The organism is Streptomyces sp. F63 (assembly GCF_018070345.1).
Lineage (GTDB): Bacteria > Actinomycetota > Actinomycetes > Streptomycetales > Streptomycetaceae > Streptomyces.
In genome coordinates this window covers 199371-222881 of the sequence record NZ_JAGPXX010000002.1, presented here as the reverse complement: position 1 = coordinate 222881, position 23511 = coordinate 199371, and the positions used below count along the sequence as shown (strand labels likewise).

Annotated in this window: 18 protein-coding genes and 1 pseudogene; 6 read left to right on the top strand and 13 right to left on the bottom strand. The window is 74.0% G+C overall.

The features are described from left to right. Nucleotides 1-10: 10 nt before the first annotated feature. The 3 genes and pseudogenes from KBZ10_RS03095 to KBZ10_RS29090 all read left to right on the top strand — a co-directional run. Nucleotides 11-628: a hypothetical protein gene (locus KBZ10_RS03095; protein WP_210985898.1), complete on the top strand. Its 618-nt coding sequence runs from the start codon at nucleotides 11-13 to the stop codon at nucleotides 626-628. Nucleotides 629-800: 172 nt separating this feature from the next. Continuing rightward, the gene (locus KBZ10_RS03090) at nucleotides 801-2870 is read left to right on the top strand and encodes an SPFH domain-containing protein (RefSeq protein ID WP_210985897.1); all 2070 of its coding nucleotides are present in this window, start codon (nucleotides 801-803) and stop codon (nucleotides 2868-2870) included. A gap of 521 nt (nucleotides 2871-3391) precedes the next feature. Further along, a pseudogene (locus KBZ10_RS29090) lies at nucleotides 3392-8692 on the top strand (DNA repair ATPase); the annotation flags it as partial. Nucleotides 8693-8764: 72 nt separating this feature from the next. On the opposite strand, the gene KBZ10_RS03075 reads toward KBZ10_RS29090, so the two are convergent. Beyond that, nucleotides 8765-9037 (bottom strand): GlsB/YeaQ/YmgE family stress response membrane protein, encoded by a 273-nt coding sequence (locus KBZ10_RS03075; RefSeq protein WP_030542528.1) that lies wholly within the window; start codon nucleotides 9035-9037, stop codon nucleotides 8765-8767. A 320-nt stretch (nucleotides 9038-9357) separates the two neighbouring features. Here KBZ10_RS03075 and KBZ10_RS03070 point away from each other — a divergent pair, with 320 nt between their 5' ends. Further along, nucleotides 9358-9810, top strand: a complete 453-nt coding sequence (locus KBZ10_RS03070; RefSeq protein WP_210985896.1) for an ATP-binding protein — start codon at nucleotides 9358-9360, stop codon at nucleotides 9808-9810. A gap of 553 nt (nucleotides 9811-10363) precedes the next feature. Here KBZ10_RS03070 and KBZ10_RS03065 read toward each other — a convergent pair. Both KBZ10_RS03065 and KBZ10_RS03060 read right to left on the bottom strand, forming a co-directional pair. Next, the gene (locus tag KBZ10_RS03065) at nucleotides 10364-10645 is read right to left on the bottom strand and encodes a hypothetical protein (RefSeq protein ID WP_210985895.1); all 282 of its coding nucleotides are present in this window, start codon (nucleotides 10643-10645) and stop codon (nucleotides 10364-10366) included. 235 nt (nucleotides 10646-10880) lie between these two features. Then, nucleotides 10881-11225 carry a hypothetical protein gene (locus KBZ10_RS03060; RefSeq protein ID WP_210985894.1) on the bottom strand — a complete coding sequence of 115 codons (345 nt, stop codon included), beginning with the start codon at nucleotides 11223-11225 and terminating at the stop codon, nucleotides 10881-10883. Between the two features lie 157 nt (nucleotides 11226-11382). Here KBZ10_RS03060 and KBZ10_RS03055 point away from each other — a divergent pair, with 157 nt between their 5' ends. Further along, entirely contained in the window at nucleotides 11383-12351 is a 969-nt protein-coding gene (locus KBZ10_RS03055) for a helix-turn-helix transcriptional regulator (RefSeq protein ID WP_210985893.1), read from the top strand. Between the two features lie 90 nt (nucleotides 12352-12441). Here the strand turns inward: KBZ10_RS03055 and KBZ10_RS03050 are convergent, their stop codons facing one another. Continuing rightward, nucleotides 12442-12909, bottom strand: a complete 468-nt coding sequence (locus KBZ10_RS03050) for a phage major capsid protein (protein ID WP_210985892.1) — start codon at nucleotides 12907-12909, stop codon at nucleotides 12442-12444. Here KBZ10_RS03050 and KBZ10_RS03045 point away from each other — a divergent pair. Continuing rightward, nucleotides 12888-13316 carry a site-specific integrase gene (locus KBZ10_RS03045; RefSeq protein WP_210985891.1) on the top strand — a complete coding sequence of 143 codons (429 nt, stop codon included), beginning with the start codon at nucleotides 12888-12890 and terminating at the stop codon, nucleotides 13314-13316. The genes KBZ10_RS03050 and KBZ10_RS03045 overlap by 22 nt on opposite strands. Here the strand turns inward: KBZ10_RS03045 and KBZ10_RS03040 are convergent. The 9 genes from KBZ10_RS03040 to KBZ10_RS03000 all read right to left on the bottom strand — a co-directional run bounded on the left by KBZ10_RS03040 (nucleotide 13306) and on the right by KBZ10_RS03000 (nucleotide 23479). Beyond that, nucleotides 13306-13881, bottom strand: a complete 576-nt coding sequence (locus KBZ10_RS03040; RefSeq protein ID WP_210985890.1) for a TerD family protein — start codon at nucleotides 13879-13881, stop codon at nucleotides 13306-13308. The two genes, KBZ10_RS03045 and KBZ10_RS03040, sit on opposite strands and share 11 nt — an antisense overlap. Before the next feature lie 221 nt (nucleotides 13882-14102). Then, a complete protein-coding gene (locus KBZ10_RS03035; RefSeq protein WP_210985889.1) occupies nucleotides 14103-15038 on the bottom strand; it encodes a zinc ribbon domain-containing protein in 936 nt (311 codons plus the stop codon). Between the two features lie 1040 nt (nucleotides 15039-16078). Next, a complete protein-coding gene (locus tag KBZ10_RS03030) occupies nucleotides 16079-16789 on the bottom strand; it encodes a phage tail protein (RefSeq protein ID WP_307847161.1) in 711 nt (236 codons plus the stop codon). 5 nt (nucleotides 16790-16794) lie between these two features. After that, nucleotides 16795-18747, bottom strand: a complete 1953-nt coding sequence (locus tag KBZ10_RS03025) for a putative baseplate assembly protein (protein ID WP_210985888.1) — start codon at nucleotides 18745-18747, stop codon at nucleotides 16795-16797. Beyond that, nucleotides 18747-19193, bottom strand: coding sequence for a GPW/gp25 family protein (locus KBZ10_RS03020; protein ID WP_210985887.1), 447 nt, complete (start codon nucleotides 19191-19193; stop codon nucleotides 18747-18749). Before KBZ10_RS03020 ends, KBZ10_RS03025 begins: the two co-directional genes overlap by 1 nt. Before the next feature lie 177 nt (nucleotides 19194-19370). After that, the gene (locus tag KBZ10_RS03015) at nucleotides 19371-21308 is read right to left on the bottom strand and encodes a VgrG-related protein (protein ID WP_210985886.1); all 1938 of its coding nucleotides are present in this window, start codon (nucleotides 21306-21308) and stop codon (nucleotides 19371-19373) included. Between the two features lie 205 nt (nucleotides 21309-21513). Then, nucleotides 21514-22278, bottom strand: a complete 765-nt coding sequence (locus KBZ10_RS03010) for a LysM peptidoglycan-binding domain-containing protein (protein WP_210985885.1) — start codon at nucleotides 22276-22278, stop codon at nucleotides 21514-21516. Then, complete coding sequence (locus KBZ10_RS03005; protein ID WP_210985884.1) at nucleotides 22278-22712, bottom strand: phage tail protein; 435 nt, start codon at nucleotides 22710-22712, stop codon at nucleotides 22278-22280. Before KBZ10_RS03005 ends, KBZ10_RS03010 begins: the two co-directional genes overlap by 1 nt. A gap of 272 nt (nucleotides 22713-22984) precedes the next feature. Continuing rightward, entirely contained in the window at nucleotides 22985-23479 is a 495-nt protein-coding gene (locus tag KBZ10_RS03000) for a hypothetical protein (protein ID WP_210985883.1), read from the bottom strand. Nucleotides 23480-23511: the final 32 nt, after the last annotated feature.

Here is a 23511-nt window from a genome sequence, read left to right as displayed (position 1 = left end):
ACGGAACCCGGTGGCTGAATTCCTGGCGGCGGCAGTGGCCTTCCCGACCGTTCTGTTCAGCTCCGCGGTCATCGTCATCGCCGCCTTCTGGCTGCTGGTGGGGATCGGCACGGCCGAGCACGACATCTTCGACGGGGACGTGGACTCCGCGGCGCTGGGGCTCGGCGGGGTCCCGGTCGCGGTGGCCTTCTCGCTGCTGGTGCCGGTCGCCTGGCTCACCTGCCTCACCGGCACCGTCCTCCTGGACCGCACGGGCCTCGCCGGGCTCGGCCGCGGCGCCGCCTCCGTGGGACTGCTGCTCGCGGCGCTGCTGCTCTCCTGGTGGGTGACCGCGCTGCTGGTGCGGCCGCTGCGCCGGGTCTTCGCCACCGCGCCCGAGCCATCGCGGCAGGACTTCGTCGGTCTCACCTGCACCATCCGCACCGGTTCGGTCGGGCCCGGCTTCGGCCAGGCGGAGGTGGCCGCGCGGGACGGCTCCACCGCTCTCGTGCAGGTCCGGCAGAACGGCCGGGATCCCGGCCTCACCTCGGGATCCACGGCGCTGCTCTACGCCTATGACGAGGAACGGGAGTTCTTCTGGGCCGCGCCGTACGATCCGGCGCTCGATCCCCGGAGTACCGCCGCCTGACGGCCGTACCGCGACCGCCGGTGCACCGGCCCTGAGGCTCCGGCCCCCGGGGCCCGCCCCGGCCTGTCCTCCTCCGCCCCGCCGGGAGCGCGTGCCGTGCCGGCCTCCGCCCCGGGCCGCCTCCCCCGCTTGTTCTTTCCGCTCAACTCATCTCTGCCGCAAGGGACTTCCGATGGATGCCATCACCCTGGGCATCGGCGTGTTCATCGCCGTCGTGCTCCTCGTCGTCATCGCGCTCGTCTTCGTCATCAGCCGGCTGTTCCGCAAGGTGGAGCAGGGCAAGGCGCTGATCGTCTCGAAGATGCGCAAGGTCGACGTCACCTTCACCGGGCAGGTCGTGCTGCCCGTGCTCCACCGGGCCGAGGTCATGGACATCTCGGTGAAGACCATCGAGATCGGCCGCACCGGCCGCGAGGGGCTGATCTGCCGGGACAACATCCGCGCCGACATCCGCATCTCGTTCTTCGTCCGGGTCAACAAGACCGTGGAGGACGTCATCAAGGTCGCCCAGGCGATCGGCACCGAACGCGCCAGCGACCGCGCGACGCTCCAGGAACTCTTCAACGCCAAGTTCTCCGAGGCGCTCAAGACCGTCGGCAAGCAGCTCGACTTCGCCGACCTCTACACCAAGCGGGACGAGTTCCGGGACCGGATCATCCAGGTCATCGGCACCGACCTCAACGGCTACAGCCTGGAGGACGCGGCCATCGACTACCTGGAGCAGACCCCGCTCCAGCAGCTCGACCCGGCCAACATCCTCGACGCCCAGGGCATCCGCAAGATCACCGAGCTGACCGCCGTCGAGCACGTCCGCACCAACGAGTTCCAGCGGCAGGAGGAGAAGGAGATCACCCGCCAGAACGTGGACGCCCGGGAGGCCGTCCTCGAACTGGAGCGCCGGCAGGCGGACGCCGAGATCAAGCAGCGCCGGGAGATCGAGACCGTACGGGCCCGCGAGGAGGCCGAGACGGCACGGGTCATGGAGGAGGAGCGGCTGCGCGCCCAGGCCGCGTTCCTGCGCACCGAGGAGCAGCTCGGCATCCAGCGGGAGAACCAGCAGCGCGAGGTGGAGGTCGCGGGCAAGAACCGCGAGCGGGTCATCGCCATCGAGTCCGAGCGGATCGAGAAGGACCGGCTGCTGGAGGTCATCGCCCGGGAGCGGGAGACGCAGCTCACCCGGATCGCCGCCGAGAAGGAGGTCGAGGCGGAGAAGCGGGACATCGCCGAGGTGATCCGGGAGCGCGTCGCCGTCGACCGCACCGTCGCCGAGCAGGAGGAGAGCATCAAGCGGCTGCGCGCCGTCGAGGAGGCCGAGCGGGAGCGGCAGGCCCTCGTCATCGCCGCCGAGGCCGAGGCCCAGGAGAAGCTCGTCAAGGACATCAAGGCCGCCGAGGCCGCGGAGCAGGCCGCCGCGCACCGGGCCGCCGAGGAACTGACGCTCGCCGAGGCCCGCCAGAAGACGGCGGAGATGGACGCCCGCGCCAAGGTGCGGCTCGCCGAGGGCATCCAGGCCGAGGAGGCCGCGGCCGGGCTCGCCCGGGTGCAGGTGCGGGAGAAGGAGGCCGAGGCCATCGAGAAGACCGGGCTGGCCGAGGCGCAGGCCACCGAGGCGCGGCTGCGGGCCGAGGCGGAGGGGGCCCGGGCCAGGGCGCTGGCCGAGGCGGAGGCCGTCGGCAGCAGGCTGAAGGCGGAGGCCGAGGGGCTCACCGAGAAGGCCGCGGCCATGGCGGCACTCGACGCCGCCTCCCGGGAGCACGAGGAGTACCGGCTGCGGCTGGAGGCGGAGAAGGACATCCGGCTGGCCGGGCTGGAGACGCAGCGGCAGGTGGCCGAGGCGCAGGCGACGGTGCTGGCCACCGGCCTGGAGAGCGCGGACATCTCCATCGTCGGCGGCGAGAGCGCCTTCTTCGACCGGATCGCGGGCGCGGTCACGCTCGGCAAGAGCGTCGACGGGTTCGTGGCCAACTCCGGGACGGCGCGGGCGCTCGCCGGTCCGTGGCTGAACGGCGAGGCGTCCTTCACCGAGGACCTCACCCGCGTCCTGGGCTCGGTGGGCCCGGCCGACGTACGGGATCTGACGGTGTCGGCGCTGCTGATGAAGCTCATGAAGGCCGGTGGCGGCGAGGGTGCCCGGGCGGGCGGCCTCCGCGAACTCCTCGACACGGCCGAGCGGCTGGGCCTGGCGGACCTGCCGGTGGCCGGCCCCGGCCTGAACGGGTCGGGGACGAAGACCGCCGCGTAGCGCGGCACGGCGCGCGCCCCGGACGGGGGTCGGGGCGCGCGCCGGTGTCGCGGGGAGGGCGGGGCACGGCGGGAGGCGACGGGGGTGTCGCCCGCCGTGCCGCCTGCTCAACGGGACGGTGGATCCGCACGGTTGTCCGTTCGCGGGTCCGGCGCCGGGCGGTACTCCACGTCTTCCCGGAACGGTGGGCGGGGCACGACGGGGGTGTGCCCCGTCCACCGCCGGGGCGGCGATCGGCGCCGGCCCGGTGGCCAAGTCCCGGCCGGCGGCCCGCACGGGGCCCGTGACGGCGCACCGGTCGGGCGTGGCGGAACCGCCCGGTTCAGGGGGCCGGAGCCCGCCGACACCGGCGGGACCACACAGCGGAGCCCCGCACGGAAGGTGCGGAAGACGGCGGGTGCGGCCCTGTCGTGACGGAAGCAGGACCCGGCCGGTGCGGACCGGCGGGCGGAACGGGCTGAGAGGTCGATGTGGGTACGGAGCAGGAGCGGCGGGCCGGCGCGGACGGCGCGACGGAAGCGGTGGACGCCGACACGGCAACGGCCGGCGCCCGGACGGAAGCCGTCGACGCCGGCACCCACGAGGTGCTGCGCGCCCGGCTCGCGGCGCAGGCCCGGGAGTTGGCGCGGCGTGCCGAGGCGCTCAACGAGCGGCGGGCGGCCGTCTTCGGCACCGGCGGGCTGCGGCTCCTCGGCACGGGGACGGTGCGCACCGCGCAGCCCGGGGTGGTCCGGGACGTCGTCGCGGTCGGCGGCCGGCTGCTGGTGGGTGCCAACACCGCCGCTGACGGCGCCGTCCTCATGGCGTACGGGCTCGAACGGGACGGCGACCGCGGTGACGGCAGCCACGGCAGCGGCAGCGCTGACGCCGGCGGCGACGGCAGCGGCAGCGGTGACAGCAGTGGTGACGGCCACAGCGGCCCCGGCGGCCCCGGCGGCCACGGCACCGGCTTCACCCTCGTCGAGCGCGACGCGGACCCGGTGCTGGTGGACCCCGGCTTCGTACGGGAGTTCGCCGAGCTGCGCCGCTACTACCGCGACGCGGAACTGCTGCGGCTCCGCCGGACCGGGGAGAAGCTGCTCGCCGTCTTCCGCACCGGCCCCACCGACACCCGCGTGCTGCGCTGGCGGCTGGCCGACGGCGGAACAGCGGACGGAACGGCGGACGGAACGGCCGAGTTCCTCGACGGGCGCGGCGACCGCGACGACACCGCCGAGCCCGCCCACGACGTCACCTGGACCGAGGCCACCCGCGAGGACCACGTCCTTGGCCGGCACCCGCACGTCCGCGTCACCGACGGCCTGTACGTGTCCTGCGTGGGCGGCGCCCTGGTGCTCAAGACGGCGGACGACACGGAGACCCCCGGCGGCATCCTGAGCGAGCCCGTCGACGAGCCTCTGCAGTCGCTCGCCGACGCGGCGGTGGCGCACGCCCGGGTCGGCCCGCTGGTGCTGCTGCGCGTTCGCCCGTACAAGGAGGAGACCGACCGCCACTACGTCTTCAACAGCACCACGGAGAGTGCGGTGCGCCTCGACGGCATCGGCGGCGCCTGCCGCCGGCTCCCCGGCGACGAGGGCATCGTCTTTCCCGGCGGCTACTGCCTGGCCACCGGGGCCGTCAAGACATTCGACGCCGCGGACACCGCCGGACTGGCCTTCGAACGCACCGTGCGCTCCCCGAACGGCGAGGACGTGCTGTACGCGTTCCGGGACCGGGCGCGGGGCCGCGCGCTGCTGCTGTCGTACAACGTCATCCGCAAGGAGGTCGCCCCTCCGCTGGCCTGCCGCGGCCACGCCCTGTTCGACGACGGCACCCTCGTCGTGCTGCGCGAGCGGGAGGACGACGAGCCCGCCCGCGTGCATCCGGTGCAGCTCTGGCACACCCCGTACACCTCCGACACCCACGCGGCGGCCCGTCCGCCGGCCGGGGGCGGCCCGCTGGCCCGGATCGGCAACGCCGATCTGGTGGGCGGCATCTCGGCCTGCCTGGGCGTGGTGCGCGCCGTCGAGGACAGCGGGCCCGCCGCGGCCGTGTACCGCGCCCTGGCCGAGTCCTGCGAACGGGTCGCGGACCGGTACCACTGGCTGGCCGCCGGCGACTGCGGTGCTCTGCACGAGCCGCTGACCGCGCTGCGGGACACCGCCCGCCGGGCGCTGGACGAGTTCGAGGCCGTCACCGCGCTCCGGCGGCGGGCCGCCGAGGCGCTGGAGGAGACGGCGGAGCACATCGCCTCCGTGGTCCGCCGGGTGCGCGGCGAGTCCCCGGCGGACGCCGGCGAGTGGATCGCCCGGCTGACGGAGCTCCGCCGCTGCCGGGGCCGGCTCGAAAGCGTGCGCGAACTGCGGTACGCGGACGGGGAGAAGATCACGGAGCTGGCCGCCGCGCTGGAGCACGACCTGGAGTCCGCCGGGCAGCGAGCCGTCGCCTTCCTCGGCCGCCCCGACGCCTTCGCCGCCCAGCGCGAGGAGACCGCCGCGCTGACGGACGCCGCCGGCCGGGCCGGCACGGCCGCCGAGGCGGAGCCGCTCGGCGGACGCCTGGACGCGCTCGCGGAGGATCTGCGCACCGTCACCGAGGTCGTCGGCGGCCTGGACATCGCCGACGCCACCGTGCGCACCGTCATCCTGGAGCGGATCGCCGAGACGCTCGGCGGCGTCAACCGCGCCCGCGCCGTGCTCGCCGCCCGCCGCCGCGCACTGCTGGACCACGAGGGCCGGGCCGCCTACGCCGCCGAGTTCGCCCTCCTCGGCCAGGCCGCCACCGCCGCGCTGGCCGCCGCCTCCACCCCGGAGAACTGCGAGGAGCAGCTCGCCGGACTGCTGCTGCGGATCGAACAGGCGCAGGCGCGGTTCGCCGCGTTCGACGACTTCAGCGCCGAACTGGACGCCAAACGGGCCGAGGTGGAGGAGGCGTTCGCCGGCCGCGCCCAGAGCCTGCGGGACGACCGCGCCCGGCACGCGGGCCGGCTGGCGGACTCCGCGGGCCGCGTCCTCGACACGGTCCGCCGCCGCGCCGCCGCCCTGGACGGGCCGGAGGCCGTGCACACCTTCTTCGCCACCGACCCCATGGCCGCCAAGGTGCGCGCCACCGCCGACGAACTGGACGGGCTCGGCGACACCGTACGGGCGGAGGAGCTGCGGGGCCGCCTCAAGGCCGCCCGCGAGGAGGCCGCCCGCGCCCAGCGCGACCGCGCCGACCTCTACGGCGACGGCGGCGGCACCATCCGCCTCGGCCGGCACCGCTTCGCGGTCACCACCCGGCCGGCCGGGCTCGCCCTGCTGCCGTCCGGCGACGGGATGTCCCTCGCGCTCACCGGCACGGACTACCGGGAGCCCGTCACCGACCCGGAGTTCGCGGCCACCCGGCCGTACTGGGGCCAGACCCTGCCCTCCGAGACGGCGGAGGTCTACCGCGCGGAACACCTCGCCGCGACCGTCCTGCACACGGAGGACGAGGACCGGCTGCGGAAGGCGGCCGCCGAGGAGGGCGGGCTGCTCGCGCTGGTGCGGGAGGCGGCCCACGCCGCGTACGACGAGGGGCACGAGCGCGGGGTCCACGACCACGACGCGGCCCTGCTGCTGGCCGCCCTGCTGCGGCTGCGCGCGGACGCGGGGCTGCTCCGCCACGGCGGCCGGGCGCGCGCGGCGGCACAGCTGTTCTGGGCGCACGGTACGACGCCGCGGGCCCGCTCGGCCTGGGCGCGGCGGGCCGCGTCGCTGGCCCGCGCCCGTGCGGCGTTCGGGAGCGCACCGGAGATCGGCGACCTGGTGGCCGAACTGGCAGCCGCCCTGGCGGCGTTCGAGGCGGAGAGCGGCGGCGCGGGCGCCGGGGCCGGCGTGGACCGGGGGACGGGCACGGGGACGGCCGGGGTGACGGGCACGGCAACGGACCGGGACCAGGGGATGGCCGGGGTGACGGCGGGGGTGACCGCGGGGGTGACGCCCGGGGCAGGGGGAACGGGCCCCGGCCCATCCGGGCCGCCGCCCGGCCCCGGCCCGGATGGGCCGCCGCCCGGCGCCGCGGCCGGGGAACAGGGCCGGGCATCGGGACAGGACCGGACACGGGCTCCGGGCCGGGGACAGCGCGGCGAGCCGGCCGGCCGGACCCCGGCGGGCCACCACCGGAGCGCCGCCGCGTACCTGTTCGAGGAACTGGCCGCGGAGCCGGGCGGGTTCGTCAGCGGCCCCGGCGCCCGGCGGCTGACCGAAGCGTTCCGGGACTCGGCGGCCGGCGGGGGCTGCGCCGCGGACCTGGCCGCGCTCGGTGACGACCTTCCGGCCCGCCGTCAGCTCGCCGCGGCCTGGCTGGGCTCGTACGCCCGCGCCTCCGGCGGCGCGGCGGACGGCGACCTCGCCGAGGCGGTCGCCGCCGAGCTCTGCCCGGACCTGCCCCGCTACCCGTGCGACGCCGCCACGGAGGTCACCGTCGAGGGACTGCTGGGCGAGCACCCGCGCGTCACCGGCGGTTCCCTGCGGCTGCGGCTGGACGAATTCCTGGAGCGGACGCGGAGGTTCCGCGAGGAGCGGGTGCCGGGCTTCCGTGCCTACCAGCGGCGGCGGACGGCCCTGGTGGCCCGCGAGCGGGCCCGGCTGCGGCTGGATGAGTTCCGGCCGCGGCCGCTGACCGGTTTCGTCCGCAGCCGCCTCATCGACGAGGTGTATCTGCCGCTCGTCGGCGACAACCTCGCCCAGCAGCTCGGCGCGGCGGGCGACGCCAAGCGCACCGACAGCAGCGGTCTGCTGCTTCTGCTCTCACCGCCCGGCTACGGCAAGACGACGCTCATGGAATACGTGGCCGACCGGCTCGGGCTGATGTTCGTCAAGATCGACGGACCGGCGCTCGGCCGCTCCGTCACTTCGCTCGACCCGGCACGGGCCCCCGACGCGACCGCGCGGCAGGAGGTCGAGAAGATCAACTTCGCGCTGGCGGCGGGCAACAACGTCCTGCTGTACCTGGACGACATCCAGCACACCTCGCCCGAGCTGCTGCAGAAGTTCATCCCGCTCTGCGACGCCCAGCGCCGCATCGACGGGGTGCACGGCGGCCGGCCGCGCCGCTACGACCTGCGCGGCAAGCGCTTCGCGGTCTGCATGGCCGGCAATCCGTACACCGAGTCCGGGGAGCGCTTCCGGCTGCCGGACATGCTGGCCAACCGCGCCGACGTGTGGAACCTCGGCGACGTGCTCACCGGCCGGGAGGACGTCTTCGCGCTCAGCTTCGTCGAGAACGCGCTGACCGCCAACCCGGTGCTGGCCCCGCTCGCCGGCCGGGACCGCGCGGACCTCGAACTGCTCGTCCGGATGGCCGGCGGGGACGAGGGCGCGCGGCCCGACCGGCTCGCCCACCCGTACCCGCCCGCCGAGCTGGAGCGGATCACGGCCGTGCTGCGGCTGCTGCTCGCGGCGCGGCGCACCGTCCTGGCGGTCAACGCCGCGTACATCGCCTCGGCGGCCCGGTCCGACGCCTCCCGCACCGAGCCGCCCTTCCGGCTTCAGGGCTCCTACCGCGACATGAACAAGATCGCGGAACGGATCGCCCCCGTGATGAACGGCGCCGAGCTGGAGGCGCTGCTCGACGACCACTACGCGGCCGAGGCGCAGACCCTCCACGGCGAGGCGGAGTTCAACCTGCTGAAGCTGGCGGAACTGCGCGGCCGGATCACGCCGGAACAGGAGGCCCGCCGCCGGGGGATCGTGGACGGCCACCTGCGGGACCGGGCGCTGGGCGGTGCCGGTCAGGATCCGCTGGCGCGGGCCGTGGGTGCTCTGGGGCTGCTCGCGGACCGGGTGGCGGCCGTGGAGGCGGCCATCACCCGGTCCGCCCGGCAGGAGCCGGCTCCGGCGGTGACTCCGGCGTCGGCTCCCGCGCCGGAGCCGCCCGTGCCGTCGGTGCCCTCAGCGGCGTTCGCGCGAGTGGCCGAAGAGGATGCGGTAGGCGATCAGCAGGACCAGCGAGCCGGCGACGGCGGCCACCCAGAGGGCCGGGTCGTAGAAGTCCTTGTCGATCGGCCGGTCCAGGTACTCGGAGGACAGCCAGCCGCCGATGAAGGCGCCGGCGATGCCGATGAGGGTGGTGCCGAGGAGGCCGCCCGGGTCGCGCCCGGGCAGCAGAACCTTGGCCACCACTCCGGCGATCAGGCCGAGGACGATCCAACTGACGATGCTCATGGGCGAGTTCTCCCCGTGTGATAGCGATATACGCGGCTGATCATCTCCGCGATGGCACGGTTGCGGACACTACAACGACGCTTCCGGTCGGCTTTCCGGTGCATCCGGTCAAGAGCGGTGGGCAGCGAAGCAATTGCGGTTACGCGTGGTGTTGGTTGATGACTCCGAGTAGTGTCTGTCCGGCACTGAAGGCAAGGAGCCCGTACCGAAGGCCGCGGCCGCGGCCGCGCGGGCCGGGGCGGCCGTGCCCGTCGTTCCGGGACCGGCTGCCGGTGCGGGAGAGCGGCGGCCGGGCCGATGGAGGTCGAGGTGGCGAGGCCATGAGCGTGCGGACGGACGGACCACCACGCGAACCCGACCCCCAGGCACCGCGAAAACCCCTGCTGGAACTGTCGTTCGGCGTGGAGGACCTCCCCGGGCTCCGGCTGCGCGTCGGTGAATGTGCCGCGGAGGCGGGACTGCCGGAGCCGCGGCGCAGCGACTTCGTCCTCGCCGTCCACGAAGTGGCCTGCAACGCCGTCGAACACGGCGGTGGGCGAGGACACCTGGTGCTCGAACGCGCCGACGGCACGCTGCACTGCCGGGTGACGGACGAGGGCCCCGGCTGCACCGCGGACGCCGTTCCGGCGGACGCGCCCGGGGAGTTGACGGGGGAGAGCGGCCGGGGCCTGTGGCTCTCCCGGCAGCTGACGGACCGCCTGGACATCGTGCCGGGCGCGGTGGGTGTGGTCGTCACGCTGATGATGGGCCTGAGCGGCGGGGCGCCGGACTGAAGCCGACGGCGAACGCCGGGTGTTGGGGCGCGGGTGTCCCTGCCGCCGCCCGGGCCCCGGGGGCACGCGCGTGGTCGCCGGGGGCGGGTGCCGTGCCGGGGGCCGGTGCCGTGCCGGGGCGCCGGGAAGGTGGGGGCCGATGGCGTGGGGGGCGCGGGGCGCGCGGACCGGGTGTGCGCGGCGCGGGTCGGCTGTACGGCTGCGCGTGGGCGCCGGCCCGGCGTGTGGCAGGGGCGGTCCGGGAGGAAACCCCGGACCGCCCCTGCGGCGGACTGGCGCGGTGCGGGCCGCGCGCGGGCCGGCCGTGCGGCGGCTCGCCCGCGCTCAGACGTTGACCCCGAAGTTTTTCCAGTCTGGTCCTGGCCTGCGCCTTTCCCGTGCAAAGGCACTTGACGTGCGGAAACCACTCTCGGCGCATCTCAGCGATTGCCACTGTTTCCCGCCCTCGTGTGCCCTCCCTGTGCCCCGGTCCGCCCGGCCGTGAACACAGCGAGGCGCCCCCGTCTGCCGGTAGCTCAGGCAGACGGGGGCGCGGCTTGTCCCGGCCGGGCGCCTACTCGTCCGCCCGGTCGTGCCGGTCGTCGCTCTCCCGGTAGGGGTTGCCCTCTGCCGGTGTGACTCGCCAGTGCGTCTCTGCCGTCGCCTTGTAGCGCCGGTGGCCGGGGTTCAAGCCCGTGTGCTTGAGCGCCCAGATTTCGACGGCCAGGCGGTCATCGGCGGACACTGCCGACTGCTTTCCGCACGCCAGGCACACGGCGGACACGCCCTGTGCCGCTTCCTCGTCGATGTCCACGCCCAGGGTCCACTCGGCGGCACGGAGGATCGAGCGCGTCACAGCAACCCCCTGTCTCGGCTCTGCTTGTTGGCTTCGGCCACTCGGGCGCTCAAGTCGTCGGCAGGCTCGGGAAGCGGCTCGACTCCGCCGACCGGCACCGTCCATTCCCGTCCGCCTTTCCGGGGCCTGAGCCACACGTGCCCGCCCATACGGTCCACCACGACCCCTACGCGGTCCCCCTGGACGTCTCGCGCGAGCGTCCCCACTTCCGGCGCTTCTGGGCTCTCCTGGGCGCTCACCGCTGCTTCTCCTGTGCCGCTCGGGCGTGCGCCACGACGTAGGGCCGGACCAACTCCCCGGGGTCTTCCTCACAGTCGGACGGCGGCACCGGGCCGGCTGGCTCCTGCTGCCACGGTCCGGGGAAGTGCGGCAGCGGTCGCCCGTCCAAGCGGCAGCGTTCGACGTTCCTCGCCCAGCGGCGCCAACGGGCGTCGTACGGGTCGGGGCGCCACTCCTGCGACTGCACCCGGTCGGCAGGCTGCCTCTCGGCGAGATAGGCGCGGCTGTGCCTGCCATCGGTACGCGGCCCGCATAGGACTGCTCTCACCCATTCGAGTGCACTCTCGATAAGATCCCTCATGTCGTCGCTCCTCGCAGCGTCGGCCATGCCCCCGGGCCGGTCGGACGGTCGCGGGGGTCCTTGCATCGACAATGCTTGGAGTACGCAAAGCTCACGCGGGAGTTGACCGGCGTTGACTACCCTGGAGGGGTCAACGGTCAACCCCCTGGGGGCCAGGATGAGCGACTTTGCCGATCTTGCACGCAGATCCTTGCGGGATAACGGCTATTCGATGAAAGCCGCCGCACGCGCAATGAATTACGATCCGGCTTACCTCTCTCGGGTACTCAACGGGAAACAGGCGCCTTCCGAAAAGCTCGTGCAATCGCTAGACAATCTCCTGGGGACAGGCGGTGCGCTGGCCGGAATAGTGCTGAACTCGGACGATCAGTCCCGAGTATCGCGCAGCACCGCCCAGCCTTCCCGACTGGACGCAGGAACCGTTGACGCATTGGCCGGAGTCCTGGCGGCTTACCGGCGTTTGGACGACACGGCAAAGCCGGAGTCAGTAATCCCTGCGACAATGGCGCAAACGAAAGAGGTAACTCAACTCCTCAAGAATGCCAGGGGACCGCACCGGGATCGGTTGGCAGAAGTAGCGTCGGAGTTTGTGCAATTCGCAGGATGGATGCTTGCTCAAGCCAGGGAAGACACCGACGCTGTAAGGCTTCTCAACGATGCTCTAGAGTTGGCCGACGAAGTCGGGAACGGGACCCTTGCCGCTCAAGCGCTGAACTTCAAAGGGTACGTTGCTCGGCAGCAAGCGCGCCCGCAAGCCATTGCCCGCTGGTTCGCTGCCGCAGCACATACACCCGGTGCGCATCCCGCCCAAAGGCTCGGTGACATTCTTCAAGCGGCAGCCGGTATGGCTCAGCTAGGGCAAAAGGACCAAGCCTTGCGCATGGTCGAGGAAGCGGAGCAATTGACGGATAAGGCGGCTGCCTTGCCGCCGCCCAGGACGTCCTATTGGCTTACGCCAGTATTCAACCGTCTCAACCTCGGACTCTGCACGCTAGCCCTAGGGCGCTATGGCGACTCTGTCGATCATCTGTCTTCCGGCCTCGCGCAACTCCCGGATGACTTGAGAAATGCCCCGTGGACCTGGGAACACCGCGAAGCACTGCGTAAGGCGAAAGAAGCAGCATAGGGCACGGCAGCATTCTTCCCGCAACGCAGAAAAGGGCCCCGGTACCGTCCCGCAAACGCGAGAGAGTACCGGGGCCCTTAGTGCTGCCTGTCAGGTGGCAGAGTGAGCGAAATACTTGATTGCGCCTGTCGTATCGACAAGCGCAGCGTCCGCACGCAGGAGAGCACGGAACGTCACAAGGTCCGTGTTAAAGGCGTAGTCGTCGGACCGATCGAACCGGATTCCGTTGACCATGCGAACGACATAGCGCGACCAGTCCCCGAAGAGAACAGACTTAGCGTTCGCGGCCATAGCAGGCACATACGGGTCAATGAAAACGGGCTTCCCGATCATTGCGCCGAACGCGCTGGCCGGGCCGTCGGTCACAAAATCCGTACCGGCCGTTTCGCCTGTCGTCCCCTTGTGCTTCCGAATGGCCGTAAGCGTGGCATTCCGCATGAGCCAACCGGCCGCAGGCTGCATCACATACGGTTCCGCAAGACTGCCGAACAGGTCGTAAAGAAGGTCCGTTCCCTCCCCTGCCGTGTATCCCGCTGATGGGGTCGTCCGCTGCGGCACTGGCGGCGCTTCTGAAGGCGCACCCCACGGGGCGGGAAGGCTTCGTGTTCCGGGGCGCCGACGGCGGGCCGGTTGCCCGTACCTGGTTCTACGACAACGTGTGGCGGAAGGCTGTGCAGCGGGCCGGACTGCCCAAGGGCACGGGCATGCACGCCCTGCGCCACACGTACGCGAGTCTGCTGATCGCTGCGGGGGAGTCGGTCAAGGTCGTGTCCGAGCGGCTCGGGCACACGAACGCGGCCATGACCCTGAACGTGTACAGCCACCTGTTCCCCGACTCGGAGAACAAGACGCGGAAGGCACTCGACAACGCCTTTGCCGCGCCGAGTGCCCCGCTGTGCCCTCTGTGGCCTCTGACCCGCAAAGGCGCAGGTCAGGACCTGGTGACTGCGGCAGTCAGACGTTGACCCCGAAGTCCTGGGCGATGCCGCGCAGGCCCGAGGCGTAGCCCTGGCCGACGGCGCGGAACTTCCACTCCGAGCCGTGCCGGTACAGCTCGCCGAAGACCATGGCCGTCTCCGTCGAGGCGTCCTCCGTCAGGTCGTAGCGGGCCAGCTCGTTGTTGTCGGCCTGGTTCACCACGCGGATGAAGGCGTTCCGTACCTGGCCGAAGCTCTGCTGGCGGGTCTCCGCCTCGTGGATGGAGACCGGGAAGACGATCTTGTCGACCTGGGCCGGGACCGTGGTCAGCGCGACCTTGATCTGCTCGTCGTCCCCCTCGCCCTCCCCCGTGAGGTTGTCGCCGGTGTGCTCGACGGCGCCCTCGGGGCTCTTGAGGTTGTTGAAGAAGACGAAGTGCTGGTCCGACAGGACCTTGCCGGCGCTGTCGACGAGCAGCGCGCTCGCGTCCAGGTCGAAGTCGGTTCCCGTGGTCGTACGGACGTCCCAGCCCAGCCCGACGGTGACCGCGGTCAGACCCGGTGCCTCCTTGCTCAGTGAGACATTGCCGCCCTTGGAAAGGCTGACACCCATGGAATCCCCTGCTCAATCCGGCGCGGGCAGCGCCCTTGACGATTTCTTTGCCCGACTGTGCAACGGGCGCGGGACGAAGACGGTTCCCGCCGCCCGGGTGAATTCCGGGGCGAACGGGGCGGGCGGGGGCGGCGGGGAGGACGCCCCCGCGCCGGTCACCGGGGCGCCGGTCACCGGCGCACGCACCGGGGCACCGGGTGACCGGCCACCGTTCACCCCGTTCACCGGCGGGAGTACGAGCCCGAGGGGCCGAAGAACTCGATCTCGGCGATCGCCACCTGCTTGTCGGCTGCGGCCCCGAACGAGGACACCACCGTGAACCGCACGGAGACCACGTCCCGGGCCCGGAGCGGACGCTCCTGCCGGGCGCCCTGGTCGAGGGTCAGCATCCGCGTCTCCTTCGTGCCGTCCGCGGTGGTGACCAGCGCCTCCAGACGGCTCGGCCGGGCGCTCTGGCCCTGCTCGTTCGACCGTGCCGAGACGCCGGGCGTGACCAGCACGTCCAGGGAGTCGACGGGCTGGGCGAAGCGGGCCTCGATCCACTCGCCCGCGCCGTCGCCGGTGATGCCCGGGCCCCAGTACGTGTTGGAGAACTTGTCGAACGCCAGCTCGGGGCCGTGGCCGGCGTAGGAACGGGAGGCGGCGAAGGTGTCCGGGGAGACGGGCGCCCGTTTGGCGAAATGGTCCTTCACCGCCTGGATCGCGGCCGGTGCCGTGAAGACCGCCGTGACGACGAGCGCCGCCACCAGACCCCAGCCGACCAGCGGCAGCAGCCAGGCCAGGCCCCGGCGCAGCCGCGGCCGGTCACCGGCCCACCGCCTCTCCTCCCGCCCGGAGAACAGCCGCCGCCACCAGGGGAGCCGCCCGCCGCCGCCGGGCGCGCCCGCGAGGGACAGGGCGCAGCGGCGGCAGAAGTGGCGGTCGGGCCGGTTGCCGGTGGAACACCAGGGGCAGACGGCGCCGGTCTCCTCGACCTCGGTGGCGGACCGGCGCACCTGTGGGCGGGCGGCGTCGGGCCGTCCCGGCAGCACGGGCGCGACCGGGGCCGGCGCGGCGGCGCGCGGCTCCGGTTCCGCCAGGGGGACGAGCAGGGCCCGGGCCCGGGTGGCGGCTTCGTCCTGCGGCGTGCGTTCGGTGGTGCCGCGCGGGGCGGGCACGGTGGAGTTGCGGAGGGTGGGCGGTTCCGGAGGGCGCGGGCCGTCCGGGGCGGGGGAGGCGTGGGCGCTCCCGGCGGGCGCGGGGACGTGCGCGGCCGGACCCGGAGCGCTCCCGGCGGGGGGCGCGCTCCTGAGCACGCCGGGCTGCCCGCCGTGGGGCGGGGGCGCGACGGCGCCCCCCGCTCCGTGCGGGGCTGAGCCGGGGGCGTCGGCGGGGGGCGGGCCTGCGGGGGCTGCCGCCGTGCCCGGGACGCCCGTGCCCGGGACGCCCGCCGGGGCCGGGGGTGCGGAGGAGGCCGGGGCGCCCGCCGCCGGGACGACGTCGTTGCGGACGGTGGGGTCGTCGTCGGAGAGCGCCCGTGCGGAACCGGCGGCGGGCCGGGCGGATCCCCGGCCGGCGCTGCCCGTGCGGCCGGCCGCGGCGGTTGCGGCGGCCGGGTGCGGCGCGTGGGGCGCCGGGGCGGCCCCGCCCCGGCTCGCCGCGGGCTGCGGCGCCGGGCTCGTCCCCCCGGCCGCGGGCGCCGTTCCCCGAGCGGCGGCCCGCGGTGGCGTGGCGGGCGGCGGGGGCGCGGCGCCAGGCGGTGCGGTGGGCGGCGCCGGCGCGGCCCCGGGGGGTGCGGCCGGCGGCGGGGGTGTGGCGGGTCCGCCGTGGGCCGCGGCCGCACGGCCGCCGGCCGGGGCGGCGCCGCTGCCGGCACCGGTGTCGTGGCTCCTGCCCGGCGGGCCGCCGGCCGGGGCGTTCCGGGACCCGCCGGTCGGGCCGGCACCGCCGCTTCCCGGGCCGTTGGCCGCGCCGCGCGCCGTCGGTCCGCTTCCGGCCGCCCCGCTTCCGGCCGTTCCGGGACGGTCGGAACCGGCGCCGTCCGCACCGGTACGGCCGGTACCCGATCGGCCGCCGGTTCCCGTACCCCCGGCCGGGCCCCAGTCGAGGACCGCTCCGCAGCCCTCGCAGAAGGGCTGTCCCGGTTCCGCCCGCGTACCGCACTCGGCGCAGGCGTCGGGCCGGCCGGGATCGCGGTGTTCCGTTCGGCTGTCCCTGTTCACGTTCGGGTCGTCCTCTCTGCGACGGTCACGGTGACCGTGTAGGGCATATGGGCGGGGCGGGCCGCCGCGACCAGTTCGTCGAGGCGGGGCTCGGCCCCGGGATCCGGCTCGGGGAGCCGGATCGACACGTGCAGACGCGGGCGGCGCTCGCCGGGGACGGCGCCCAGGGGCCGCTCCGCCCAGCTCGCCGCGCCGCTTTCGGTGATCTCGGGCTCCACGCCGAACACCAGCCGGACGGCCGTGGCCAGTCCGCGCCGGGTGCCGCGCAGCCGGTGCAGCGTGGCGGCGACGGCCACGGCCTCGCGCAGCCGCGCCTCCGCCGGGGCGTCGAGCGGGGGCTCCGCCGGAACACCGGCCCCGGCATCCGGTCCGGCCCCGGCATCCGGTCCGGCGCCCGCGTTCCCGCCCGCACCGTGCGCCGGTCCGCCGGCCGCGCCCGCTGTCCGCGGCCGGCCGCCCGCGGACCCGTCCGCGGAGTCCTGCTCCGTCTCGGCGCCCACCCAGCCGCCCAGCCAGGCGGTGAAGTCCAGTGGGGCCAGCGCCGGGTCGAAGTACGCCTCCAGGCAGTCCAGGACGTTCAGGAACGGGGCGAGCACCTCGTCCAGGCCGGCCGTGAAGCGCTGCGCCAGCTCGTCGTCCGCGTAGAGCGCCGGGAGCATCAGGCCGAGCGGCTGCGCGCTGCCCAGCCCGTCGATCGATCCGCGCACCGTGCTCAGCCCCCGATCACGCGGACGCGGTGGTCGAACGAGAAGACCAGCGCGGGCCGCTCCAGGTCGATGCGGTCGGTCGCGTCACCGCGCTTGCCGGTCAGCGGGTCGGCCGGGTAGAGCCGTACCTCGTCCACGAGTTCGACCCCGGGGACGCGCTGGAGGACGGCGAAGACCTCACCGGCCTGCACCGGATGCCCGAACCGCCAGCCCTTGCCGTGCGCGCCGCCGGCCAGCGGGTCCAGATGCCGGTACAGGGCGTCCAGCGCCTGCTGCCGCACCGTGTCGTGGTCGACGCCCCGGAAGGCGTGCAGGGTGGAGACGACCGTGACGCCCTGGTAGTAGGGCGGGCCCACGGCGAGCCGGGTGCCGATGAGGCGCCGTTCGTCCAGGTAACGGGTGATTCGCTCCAGCAGGTCGTCGGCGGGGACCAGTTGCTCGAAGCGCAGCCGGCCGCCCCGGTCCGGTACGGCGTCGGGGACGACCAGCACCCGCACCGCGTAGGCGCCGTGCTCCTCGGGGTCCGCCTCCAGGCAGGTGATGCGTGCGGTCTCCGGGGCGGCGCGGCGGGCCAGCTGCTCGTAGTCCCGCAGGGTGACGGCCCGGTCCTGGGCGCGCAGCGTGACGGGCGCCCGGACCTTGGCCTCCTCGACCGTCTCGCCGTCCACACCGCCGCTCGCCGCTTCGCGGTTCTCCACCCGCGTGACGTACGGCACGGAGCTGCGGAGCACCTGGATGGTGCCGCGGGCGACGTTGCCGGACCGGCCGCCGCCCGTGCGGTAGCGGTGGGCGCGGATGACGGCGCCCTTCCGGGGCACGGCGCCGTACTGGCGCAGGGTGCCGTCGGGTTCGCGGACGGACGGACCGAAGGCGACCTCGCCTGTGGCCGGGTCGAGCGTCACATGCCGGTCGTCCGGGCCCGAGGCGGCGAAGTGCGGTACGACCTCCCAGTCGGACCAGCCGTCGTCCGCGACGACCTGGAGATGCAGCGGCGGGGTGTCGGCGACCACGGGCGGGCGGGCCAGCCGAAGCCGCTGCCCGGGCAGGCCGGTGGCCTCGCCGAGCGCCTCGTCCGCGACCACTTCGGCGTGCACGGCGCGGGTGGTGCCGCCGATGGTGAAGGCGTCGGCGGACCGCAGGGTCGGGGAGGAGGTGTAGAAGGGCTGGCCGGCGGCGGGTTCGGTGACCCGGCAGCGCAGCCAGCCCGCCTCGTGCCGGCCGGTGCGGGAGAGGATGTGCCCGCCGGGCATGTGCAGGACCACCTCGCCGGGGCGGTTGAGGCCGCCGGTGGTGTCCTCCTCCAGCTCGCAGGGCGCCCAGCCGTCGGCGGTCCACGCCTCCCAGGCCAGTGGCGGCTGCCGCGGGTCGACGCCGACTCCGTCGACGCGGCTGCCGAGTTCGAGCACGACCGCGCAGTGCGGCACGGCGCTGCTGAGCCCGATCAGCAGCGCGTCGCCGGGGCGCGGCGCGTCCGCGAAGCAGGTGACGTCCTGGCCCTCGGCCACGTCGTGGGTCCGGTCGGTGGCCGTCTCCCCGCCGGGCTGCACCACGACGTGCCGCAGCGAGCAGGGCAGCACGTTGAGGTCGTCCTCGGTGGCGAAGACGACGGCCTCCTCGGTCTCGGTGCGCTCGGTGGCCACCTCCGTGCCCGCGGGCAGCAGGATCGGCCGGGGCTGCGGGGCGGAGAGCCAGAACGTGACGCCGGCGCGGGCGGCGGAGGGCGGGAAGAGGGTGATGCCGAGCAGGTCGAGGAAGGCCAGATAGTTCTTCTCCGGCACCCGGTTGAGCCGGTACACGATCTGGTCGGCCATGTGCGCGACCGTCTCCACCAGGGTCACGCCCGGGTCGGACACGTTGTGGTCGGTCCACTCCGGGGCGCGCTGCTGAATGTAGCGCTTGGCGTCGTCGACGAACTGCTGGAAGCGACGGTCGTCGAGGTTGGGGGAGGGCAGGGCCATCAGCGGTCGCCTTCTGTGGCTGGTCCGCCGTCCTCGGCGGAGGCGGACGTCGGCTCGTCGTGGGACGGGATCACATAGAACGGGAAGACGAGGCTGCGCGGGTTGTTGGTGCCGCGCACGCGGTAGCGGACGTCGATGTAGAGCACGGCCGGCTCGCCCGCCGTCACCTCCACCTCGTCCACCTCGATGCGCGGCTCCCAGCGGTCGAGGCCGGCACGGACCTCGCTCTGGATGCGGCCCGCCGTCGACTCGTTGACGGGTGCGAAGACGAGGTCGTGGATGGCGCAGCCGTACTCCGGCCGCATGGGCCGCTCACCGGGCGCGGTGCCCAGCACCAGCCGGATGGCCTCCTCGATCTCGCGTTCCCCGCTGACCAGGGCGATGCCTCCGGACGGGCTGATGCGCATCGGGAACGCCCAGCCGGAACCGACGAACTGCTCAGCCATGGCGGACCGCCCTCCCGGGACCGGGGCCGGTTCCGTGACGGGGGCCGGGGCCGGGGCCGGGGCCGGCGCGGTGCTGCGGCGCGGTGGTCGGTGCGGTCGGATGCATGAGCGGGGCTCCAGCGGTCACGGGACGGACGGGTGGGAGTGGAAGGGGAGGGGCCGGGTCCGGACGGGCGGTCAGATGACGGGTTTGCCGTTGGCGGTGACGAGGCCCAGCAGCGGGATCGTGGCGCCCCGGATCGAGACCGCGGCGGTGGCCTGCAGGCTGAGCGCCGCGGCCGACACCACGTTCACGGCCCCGGCGCTCACGTTCACCAGCGAGGACTTCACATCCGTGGCGGCCCCGCTGATGCTCACCGTCGTCGATCCGGTGAGGCCGACGGTGGGGGCGGTGGTCTGGACGCGCGTCGCGGCCGTCAGGGTGATGGCCCCGCCGCTGCGCATCGAGATCGGTCCGCCCGCCTGGAGGGTGAGGGCCCGGCCGGCCTTGACGGTGACGTCGGTGCCGCCGGTGATGGAGACCGCGCCCTTGCTGTCCACGGTGATCTCGGTCCTCGTCCGGTCGAGATGCACCGTCAGCTTCTCGTCGCCGGTGCTCAGCCGGACGCCGCGCTTGCGGCGCATCGTCGGCTGGTCCAGCAGGTCCAGCCGGTTGTTGGCGCGGTCGGCCAGGGTGCGGCGGACGACCCGGCCCAGCTTGTCGTAGTACTGCACATCGCCGCGGCCGGGCTTGTCCCGGCCGTTGTACAGGCTGCCGATGACGTACGGGTGGTCGAGCGCGCCGCGGTCGAACGCCACCAGCACCTCGTCGTTGACGCTCGGCGTGATCAGCCCGCCGCCCTGGACGCCCCCGTACTGCACGGTGCGCGTCCAGTCGCTGATGTACGTGTCGTCCAGCCAGGGGAACCTCAGTTTGACCCGGCCCTGGCGCAGCGGGTCCTGCACATCGGTGACCAGGGCGTTGGCGACGCTCGGCAGCCGACCGCCGAAGCCGTCGCCGCCGCCGGAGGCCAGGCCGTAGAACGAGCGCCACTGGCGGCCGGTGACGGTCACCCAGGTCTCGTAGCCGGCGCCGGCCGCGTAGACGTGGCGGGCGCCCGTGACGGTGTACTTGCCCTCGAACGGCTTGCCGACGTCCGTGAGCGTGACGGGCACACCGGGCCGCAGCGTGGGCTCGCCGTGCACACAGACCTCGACCTCGGCGAAGGCGCCGGTCACATCGTCCGCGAGCGCCTCCGCGGCCTTCTTCACCTGCCGCTGGTTGTCGAACGGCGTGTCGGTGCGCGCCAGTTCGACCTCCTTGGCCGGTTTGAAGCCCGCCAGGGCCGTGCCGGGGGTGGTGCCGATCAGGGCGCCCTTGTTGGCGGCCCGCGCGGACGCCTTCTCGGTGAGGGCGCTCTTGGCCGAGACGTCCCAGCCGCGCACCTCCACCCGCGCGACCTGGTCGGAGGCGGTGACGGTGGAACGGCAGCGCTTCACCTCCTGGCCGCCGCGGAGCTCCCGCGGGTTGTCGGCGGGGGAGAGCGGGGAGCCGGCGGCGGGTGCCCCGGAGGCCCGCTTGGCCGGGGCGAACTGGAACTTCCCGTCCGCGTCCACCGACATCACCACGTTGTTCTCGTCCGCGAGCCGGCAGAGGAAGTCCCAGTCGGAGACCCCGGCCTGGGTGATGTACGGGTAGGTGCCCGGGGTGGGGCCGATCCTCCCGGCCGGCACCCCGGCGTCCGCGAGCAGCCGCTGCGCGATGAGGGCCGCGTTCATGCCCCGGTAGCCGGCCACCCGCTTCTTCCGCAGCAGCCGGTGGCCCGCGTCGTAGCCGCGCACGATGCTGAAGCTGCCCTGGCCGTCGTAGTCGGTCTCCAGGCCGGTGATCTCCCCCGTGAGCAGCTTCGTGCGCTGCGGGCCGGAGACGGCGGTCAGCACCACGGGGGCGCCGATCTCGGCGTTCACCAGCCGCAGCGCCTCGCGGTCCTCGTCGCGGAAGGTCAGCTGGAAGGCGCCCGGTACCCCGGCGGCGAAGTCCACCCAGCCCTCGATGAGCAGCAGGGCGTCGTCTCCGCGCAGCACGGCGCCGTTGATGCTGACCTCCAGCACGCGGGAGCGGGTTGCTTCTGGCACGTCGGTGACCTGTGTTCCTTCTCGTCCTGCGGTGTTCCCGTACTGCGGTGTTCTCGTCCTGCGGTGTTCTCGTGCTGCCGTGCTGCCGTGCTGCCGTGCTACGGCGCGCGGGTGCGGGCCGTGGGCCGTCCCGTCCGGTTGCGGAACGGGCCGCACGGTGCCCGCCCGCCGCCCCGCGCCCCGGCGCGGGGAGCCGCAGGGCCGGTCACGCGCCCACCTCCTCGGCCGCCGGGAGCAGCAGCTCCCGGCCGGGCGGGAGCCGTGCCGGATCGTCGATGCCGTTGGCCTCCGCGATGAGGCGCCAGGCGGTGGCGTCCCCGTACTCGCGGAAGGCCAGCGAGGGCAGCGAGTCACCGGCCACCACCCGGTGCACGCGCCGGGTGGTCAGCGCGCCGGAGGTCGGGTTCTGGCCGGGCTTGCCGCTCGGGATCTCCTCCAGGTGGAGCCGGCAGGTGGCGCGCATCGGCAGGCCGCTGGAGGCGAACAGCGTGTACTCGACGTCGACCGAGCCGACGTAGGCGTTGAAGCTGACCGTGGAGAAGTTGCCCCACTGGAACTTCACCCAGGGCGTCGAAGGCCGTTTGGCGGCGATGCTGGCCTCCGTCACCTCGCAGCAGGAGAGCAGCACTTCGCACGCCTTCTGCACGTCGTTCGAGCCCGGGTCGTCGGAGCGGTCGAAGAACACCTCCACGTCCAGGGAGCGCGGCTCCGGGCCGATGAACTCCGGCGGCGGCGCGTCGCGGACCGCCGCCGCGGCGGTGCTCTTCCAGGTGGAGCGGCGGCTCAGCGACAGCTCGGAGGGGTTGAACTGGAACTCCAGTTCCTTGATCAGCGCACCGGGGGAGTTGCTGTTGCCGGTCGGTGGCTGGTGGACCCGGAGGGTGGCCCGCACGAGGCTCTGGCCGGCCCAGCCCTGGGCGGCGCTGCCGAGTGCGGCGCCGCCCTTCCCGGCGCTCTTCCAGCCGGGCATCACTCGCCTCCCGCGTCGGTGAAGCCGTGGTGGGCGATCTCCAGCACCTCGGTGGCCACGCTCGGGTTCGCCGGGTCGAGCGTCGGACCGGTCCAGCTCACCGGCAGCACGTCCATGAGACCCCAGCGGGCGACGAGCGAACCGTCCGCGCGGAGGGCGGAGATCTGCGCGGTGGGGCGGGTGACGCCGGTGGCGACCTCGGAGATCCAGGCGGCGACGCGCGCCGTGTCCGGGGTCAGGGGGCGGGTCAGCCGGATGTTCGAGTGAACGATCCGGGTGGGGAGCTGCCAGACGAAGTCGTTGTTGCCGCCCTCGTGGCGCTGCTCGACCTCCACGCTGGACGCCAGCCCTTCGCACCCGTTGAACGAGCCCAGGCTCTGGCCGTCGATGGACAGCGTGAAGTAGAGGGTGGAGCCGGGATCCTCGGTGCTCATGGGTCGACCTTCCGGTTCTCTCTCGTGGGTGGCCGGGGCGCGGCCGCCGGGCGGCGGTCCGGACCGTTGCCGGGGAGCGCGGTTCGGCGGTGCTGTTCCGGTGCCTGCGTGCGGTGCGGGTCTGTGCGGTGCGGGTCTGCGGTGCCGTTCCGGGCGGCGCTCTTCTCAGCGGTCCGGACCCGGACGGTGCTGTCCCGGAGGGTGCTGTTCCGGAGGGTGCTGTGGCAGTGCTGTGGTGCGGGCCGGTGCCGGTCCGCGCGGCGGCGCCCCGGTCAGCGGCGGGAGTCGCGGAGCCTGCCGATCCGTTCGCGTTCCTGGCGGAGTTCGGCACGGAGCAGCCGGGACATCGGACCGAGCAGCACCCGGGCCAGCTCGTCCAGCCGGCTGTTGTCCCTCAGCAGCCGCATGGTCGGGTGGAACAGCAGCCGGGCCAGCTTGTCCCTCTCCTCCTTGTCCTTGCGGATCCGCCGCACCAGTGGTGCCAGCAACAGGTCCGCGAGCTGGTCGAGTTGGTGGTGTGTCAGCGACTCCGGGGCGAAGCCGGCGCCGGGGCCGCCCGGCGGTCCCGCCGGGGCGGACGACGGCGGCCGCGGTGCTCGGGGCGCCGTCACGGCGGCCGGCGCGCGCTGCACGACCGTGACGCCGGGCGGCTGTCGCGGTTCCGGCTCCGGAGGAGCGGCCGGTGACCGGTCCGGTGATCCGGCGGTGGTGGCGCGCTGGAGCGGCAGCGGGACGAGCGGAGCGGCGGCCGCCGCCGTGAGCGGCACGCCGGAGCCCGGCCGTCCGGCGCCGTGCCCGG

What these genes read in the sequence shown, in the direction of transcription:
- KBZ10_RS03060 (WP_210985894.1), bottom strand. Translation starts at nt 11,225, where the DNA reads ATGAGGGATCTTATCGAGAGTGCACTCGAATGGGTGAGAGCAGTCCTA.
- KBZ10_RS03090 (WP_210985897.1), top strand. Translation starts at nt 801, where the DNA reads ATGGATGCCATCACCCTGGGCATCGGCGTGTTCATCGCCGTCGTGCTC.
- KBZ10_RS03045 (WP_210985891.1), top strand. Translation starts at nt 12,888, where the DNA reads ATGGGGTCGTCCGCTGCGGCACTGGCGGCGCTTCTGAAGGCGCACCCC.
- KBZ10_RS03070 (WP_210985896.1), top strand. Translation starts at nt 9,358, where the DNA reads ATGAGCGTGCGGACGGACGGACCACCACGCGAACCCGACCCCCAGGCA.
- KBZ10_RS03055 (WP_210985893.1), top strand. Translation starts at nt 11,383, where the DNA reads ATGAGCGACTTTGCCGATCTTGCACGCAGATCCTTGCGGGATAACGGC.
- KBZ10_RS03025 (WP_210985888.1), bottom strand. Translation starts at nt 18,747, where the DNA reads ATGGCCCTGCCCTCCCCCAACCTCGACGACCGTCGCTTCCAGCAGTTC.
- KBZ10_RS03010 (WP_210985885.1), bottom strand. Translation starts at nt 22,278, where the DNA reads ATGCCCGGCTGGAAGAGCGCCGGGAAGGGCGGCGCCGCACTCGGCAGC.
- KBZ10_RS03005 (WP_210985884.1), bottom strand. Translation starts at nt 22,712, where the DNA reads ATGAGCACCGAGGATCCCGGCTCCACCCTCTACTTCACGCTGTCCATC.
- KBZ10_RS03040 (WP_210985890.1), bottom strand. Translation starts at nt 13,881, where the DNA reads ATGGGTGTCAGCCTTTCCAAGGGCGGCAATGTCTCACTGAGCAAGGAG.
- KBZ10_RS03075 (WP_030542528.1), bottom strand. Translation starts at nt 9,037, where the DNA reads ATGAGCATCGTCAGTTGGATCGTCCTCGGCCTGATCGCCGGAGTGGTG.
- KBZ10_RS03020 (WP_210985887.1), bottom strand. Translation starts at nt 19,193, where the DNA reads ATGGCTGAGCAGTTCGTCGGTTCCGGCTGGGCGTTCCCGATGCGCATC.